Origin of the sequence: Pseudoselenomonas ruminantium (genome assembly GCF_900113715.1) — a bacterium.
Classification (GTDB): domain Bacteria; phylum Bacillota; class Negativicutes; order Selenomonadales; family Selenomonadaceae; genus Selenomonas_A; species Selenomonas_A caprae.
The window spans coordinates 1-4,448 of the sequence record NZ_FOQK01000048.1 but is presented as its reverse complement, the minus strand read 5'-3'; the positions used below and the strand labels follow the sequence as shown (position 1 = coordinate 4,448).

3 protein-coding genes are annotated in these 4,448 nt (G+C 53.8%); 1 reads left to right on the top strand and 2 read right to left on the bottom strand.

The genetic code is table 11. From position 1 onward, the window contains the following. Positions 1–604: 604 nt before the first annotated feature. On the bottom strand, positions 605–1,906 hold the full coding sequence (eno, locus tag BM181_RS14825; RefSeq protein WP_075445872.1) for a phosphopyruvate hydratase: 1,302 nt from the start codon (positions 1,904–1,906) through the stop codon (positions 605–607). Positions 1,907–2,096: 190 nt separating this feature from the next. Beyond that, complete coding sequence (locus tag BM181_RS14820) at positions 2,097–3,437, bottom strand: MATE family efflux transporter (protein ID WP_075445871.1); 1,341 nt, start codon at positions 3,435–3,437, stop codon at positions 2,097–2,099. A gap of 80 nt (positions 3,438–3,517) precedes the next feature. On the opposite strand from BM181_RS14820, the gene BM181_RS14815 reads away from it, so the two are divergent. Next, the gene (locus tag BM181_RS14815; RefSeq protein WP_075445870.1) at positions 3,518–4,132 is read left to right on the top strand and encodes a TetR/AcrR family transcriptional regulator; all 615 of its coding nucleotides are present in this window, start codon (positions 3,518–3,520) and stop codon (positions 4,130–4,132) included. Positions 4,133–4,448: the final 316 nt, after the last annotated feature.

Genomic DNA, 4,448 nt, shown 5'->3' with positions numbered 1-4,448 from the left:
AATGTTACGCTTATGGTACTCCCCTGCCCGGCGGCTTCGTTTCAGCAATAGCCCGAATGAATCTTCAACCTGCTAATACGTTAGTGCGTATCATTCTGTGCCTAGGACAGTCGCTCCAGATAGAAAGAAGCACTACCCCGTTCGCCCCTTTGGTAATGGAAATCTGAGATGGTACGAACCGTTTCTCCCGCAGCAAGCACATCGATGTAATTCGTTGCCTATCGCCGGAAAGGAACAGGCTTGTTCCAACATATCGGAGGGCGAGGGTGGGTACACTTTCTTCGTAGACGGAGCGACTGCCCGAACGCAGTGAGGGATGGCCCGCGGTAGATAATCACTGGAACGTCTAGATGTATTGGCGCGCCGCCGGCTTGCCCGGCGCATATCCCTAGATACGTACAACCTATCAGCGCGGGTCATTTAGCGGAGCGGAGAAAAAGAGCACCCACCCTCACCCAAGCTGAGCTGATCCAAGCCTATTTTCAGCTTGCACGAACAGACAAACTGCAATTTGTTATGTAAAATGCCGCTGACGTTTATGGTTGCGTCAGCGGCATTTTGTGGGTGATTCTTAACGTAAGAATGTATATATTGGGGATATGTGTTAGCGGTTAAAACCGAAGGCTTCTTTGCCCGGATAGACAGCGCTGTGGCCGAGTTGTTCTTCGATGCGCAGCAGCTGATTGTACTTGGCCACGCGTTCGGAACGGGATGGTGCGCCGGTCTTGATCTGGGCGGTGTTGAGTGCTACTGCCAGATCGGCAATCGTTGTATCTTCGGTTTCGCCGGAACGGTGGGAAACGATGGCCGTGTAGCCAGCTTTATGGGCCATCTTGATGGCCTCAAGGGTCTCAGAGAGCGAACCGATCTGGTTGAGCTTGATGAGGATGGAGTTGCCGCAGCCGAGCTCGATGCCCTTCTTGAGGCGTTTCGTGTTCGTGACGAAGAGATCGTCGCCCACGAGCTGGACTTTGTGGCCGAGTTTCTCCGTCATCTTCTGCCAGCCGTCCCAATCTTCCTCATCAAGGCCGTCCTCGATGGAGTAGATGGGATATTTGTCCACAAGGGATTCCCAGTGGGCGATGAGCTCGTCGGAGGTGTACTCGCGGCCGGATTTTGGCTGCTTGTAGAAGCCTTTGCCTTTCTCGCTCTTCCACTCGGAGGCAGCGGCATCCATGGCAAGCACGAAGTCGCTGCCCGGCTCATAGCCGGCGTCTTTGATGGCCTGCAGGATATGCTCGATGGCGTCCTCGTCAGATTTGAGGTTCGGGGCGAAGCCGCCTTCGTCACCGACAGCAGTCGTTTCGCCCTCTTTCTTGAGCAGGGACTGCAGGGCGTGGAAGACTTCGGTCGACCAGCGCAAGGCCTCACGGAAGCTCGGGGCACCGGCTGGCATGATCATGAATTCCTGGGTGTCAACGGAGTTGGACGCATGGGCACCGCCGTTCAAGATGTTCATCATCGGCACCGGCAGCTGGTTGCCGTTGATGCCGCCGAAGTAACGGTAGAGCGGGATATCCTGTGCCTTCGCAGCGGCTTTGGCCGCAGCCAGCGAGACCGCCAGGATGGCATTGGCACCGAGCTTGGATTTGTCTTCGGTGCCGTCGAGCTTAAACATGATGGCGTCGAGAGCATAGCCGTCCGAAGCATCTGCGCCGGCCAGAGCCGGGGCGATTATCTCGTTGATGTTGGCGACAGCCTTGCTTACGCCTTTGCCACCGAATTTTGACTTGTCACCGTCACGCAGCTCGAGGGCCTCGAACTCGCCCGTCGAAGCGCCGCTCGGAGCGGCTGCACGGCCAAGCGTGCCGTCAGCGAGCACGACCTCTGCCTCAACGGTCGGATTGCCACGCGAATCGATGATCTCTCGGCCGATGACCTGCATGATCTGCAAATATTCCTTCATGATGGATACCTCCTGTTTATACAAATAGGTAAATGAGAAATGCTATCAACATATGCTATTTTAGTATATTTGAGAAGATTTATCAACTAAAACTTGCCAACAGCATTTTCGCAAGGAGGGTGTGTCTTGAGAAATGTTTCCTTTGCTATATCCATTATAGGAAAAAGTAAGGAATAACTCTGTAACTAGCTTACATCGGAACCTTTGGAAGGCGGATATTTTTGGCCAGCAGCAGCGTCAGCAAGCTGCTGGCCAAGGCTGCGGCGGGAACCATGAGCCAGATGCCGATGAGGCCCCAGAGGGTGGAGAATAGGAGGAGGAAGGCAAGGGGGAAGAGCAGCGTTCCGCAGAGCGAGACGAGAAGCGACAGTATGGGGCGATCGAGTGCGGTGAAGTATGAGGAATAGCACATATCAATCCAGCCGGGCAGATAGGAGAAGGCAAAAATCGTGATGGCCGTCAGGCTGACTGCGGCTAGCTCGGTATCCTCAGGGCGGATAAAGAGACTGACAGCATAGGGGCCGGCGAGCAGCATGAGCAGGAACGAGGCTGCGGCAATTGCCATCATCGCGAGGCGTATGATGTGGAAGATGAGCTTCATGCGTATGATCCGGCCGGCGCCATAGCAGTAGCTGATGGCGGGCTGCAGGGCCTCGCAGATGCCGAAATTCAGCATGCCAAGCATGCTGTCGATATACATGACAATGGAAAAGGCTGCAACAGCGGTTGTTTCGCCGTATTTGAGCAGGAAGATGTTGAGGATAAGGTTCATGACCGAGGCAGCGATATTGCTGAAGAATTCGCTGGAACCGTTCAGTATGAGCCGGATGAACTTCTGCAGCGGGATGTTCTCCCGTGTATAATAGAGGTCAAGCCGTTGCCCGCGGAAACAGGCCAGGGTGTACAGGGAGCCGAGAGCCAGGGCAAGGCAGCTGCCGATGGCCGCACCTGCGATGCCCTGCCCGAGCACGACTATCAGGACAAAATCCAAAACGACATTCAAAAGCTGGGTGGCGATATTGACAATCATGCTGGTGTGCTGCTGGCCGCAATCGCGTAGGAAGTTATCGGTTGCAAAATAGATGGGAATCAGCGGGGCAAAGAGCGCATAGATCTGCAGATAGGTAACGCTAAGTGCGATGACATGGGCGCTGGCTCCTGGTGCCAGCAGCATGACGAAGGGGTGGGCGAAGAAATAGCCCAAAAGGCCTGTAAGGCAGGAAAGGGCTAGGATGAATTTCACAGCGAAGGAGAAGAGGCGGGCTGCCGTCGCATGGTCTTTTTTGCCGAGATGGATGGCGATATGGACAGAGGCTCCGGTGGCAATCATATTGGCGATGGCTTCGACCATCAGGATGACCGGCATGGTGATGCTGATGGCTGCTAGTGCATCCTCACCGATGAAACGTCCGACGAACATGCCGTCGACTACGGCATAGAGCGCACCGGCAACCGAGGTGACGGCGGCAGGTATGGCACAGCGGAAGAATAATTTCCGCGGCGGTAGTCTGATAAAGAGTTCCGCGTTCATTTTTCGTGTTCCTTTCGTTGACAATTTTTCTATGGCGTAGTATATTCTATTTACTGACCTGAGTCAATAAGGAGATTTTTATGGCGAGAGTACGCAAGGATCCGGCGGAGCGCCGGCAGGAATTCATTACCGTTGCCAAGGAGCTGTTCTTGGCAAAAGGCTATGAACAGACGATGGTGCAGGATATCTGCAAGGCTGCTGGGGTAGCCAAGGGTACCTTTTTCTATTATTTCCCGACCAAGGAGGATATTTTGCAGGCCATTTTTGAAGAGTGGACGCAAAAGTTCGTCGCTGATTATGAGCGCAAGGCCGGAGGGCTGGCAGCGGTAGAGAAATTACGGTTGTTCCTTGGGCTTATGGGGCGTGAATACGATGTTGAGGCACTGGTGGACGAGCTTTGGGATGAGCATAAGAAGGAGTTGGTCTTGCAGATCTGGCAGCGTGTCCTGGAGCAGGGCTTCAACCCGCTGCTGCGGGCGATAATCGCGCAGGGCAATCGCGAGGGAAGCATGCAGGTAGAGCATGTTACAGAAAGCATGGATTTCTTCTGGCGGCTCACCGATGGGATGTGGCCGGAGGAGGCGCGGGATATCGATGAGACACAGATGGAAATACGGGCGGCTATGGCGACGCGGCTGATGGAGCAGCTGCTGGGGATGCAGAAAGGGAGCCTGGCGGCTCCGTGGGCAATATAAACAATTGCAGTTTGTAAATTACCGTGTTTTTATTCGAGGAAAGCCGCGCCGCCGGGCAGGGGAGTACCAACGCTTCACTTAGATGCTTTGCTAAAAATATTTTTTGCCTTTAACTAAGCATTGAAAAAGTTCCCAAACGCGCTACGCTTGAACGGTGTGAATTTTTCAACGAAATGTGTAGGCAAAAAATATTTTCTTCACGCAAACCATCAATGTTACGCTTATGGTACTCCCCTGCCCGGCGGCTTCGTTTCAGCAATAGCCCAAATGAATCTTCAACCTGCTAATACGTTAGTGCGTATCATTCTGTGCCTAG

What these genes read in the sequence shown, in the direction of transcription:
- eno (WP_075445872.1), bottom strand. Translation starts at nt 1,906, where the DNA reads ATGAAGGAATATTTGCAGATCATGCAGGTCATCGGCCGAGAGATCATC.
- BM181_RS14820 (WP_075445871.1), bottom strand. Translation starts at nt 3,437, where the DNA reads ATGAACGCGGAACTCTTTATCAGACTACCGCCGCGGAAATTATTCTTC.
- BM181_RS14815 (WP_075445870.1), top strand. Translation starts at nt 3,518, where the DNA reads ATGGCGAGAGTACGCAAGGATCCGGCGGAGCGCCGGCAGGAATTCATT.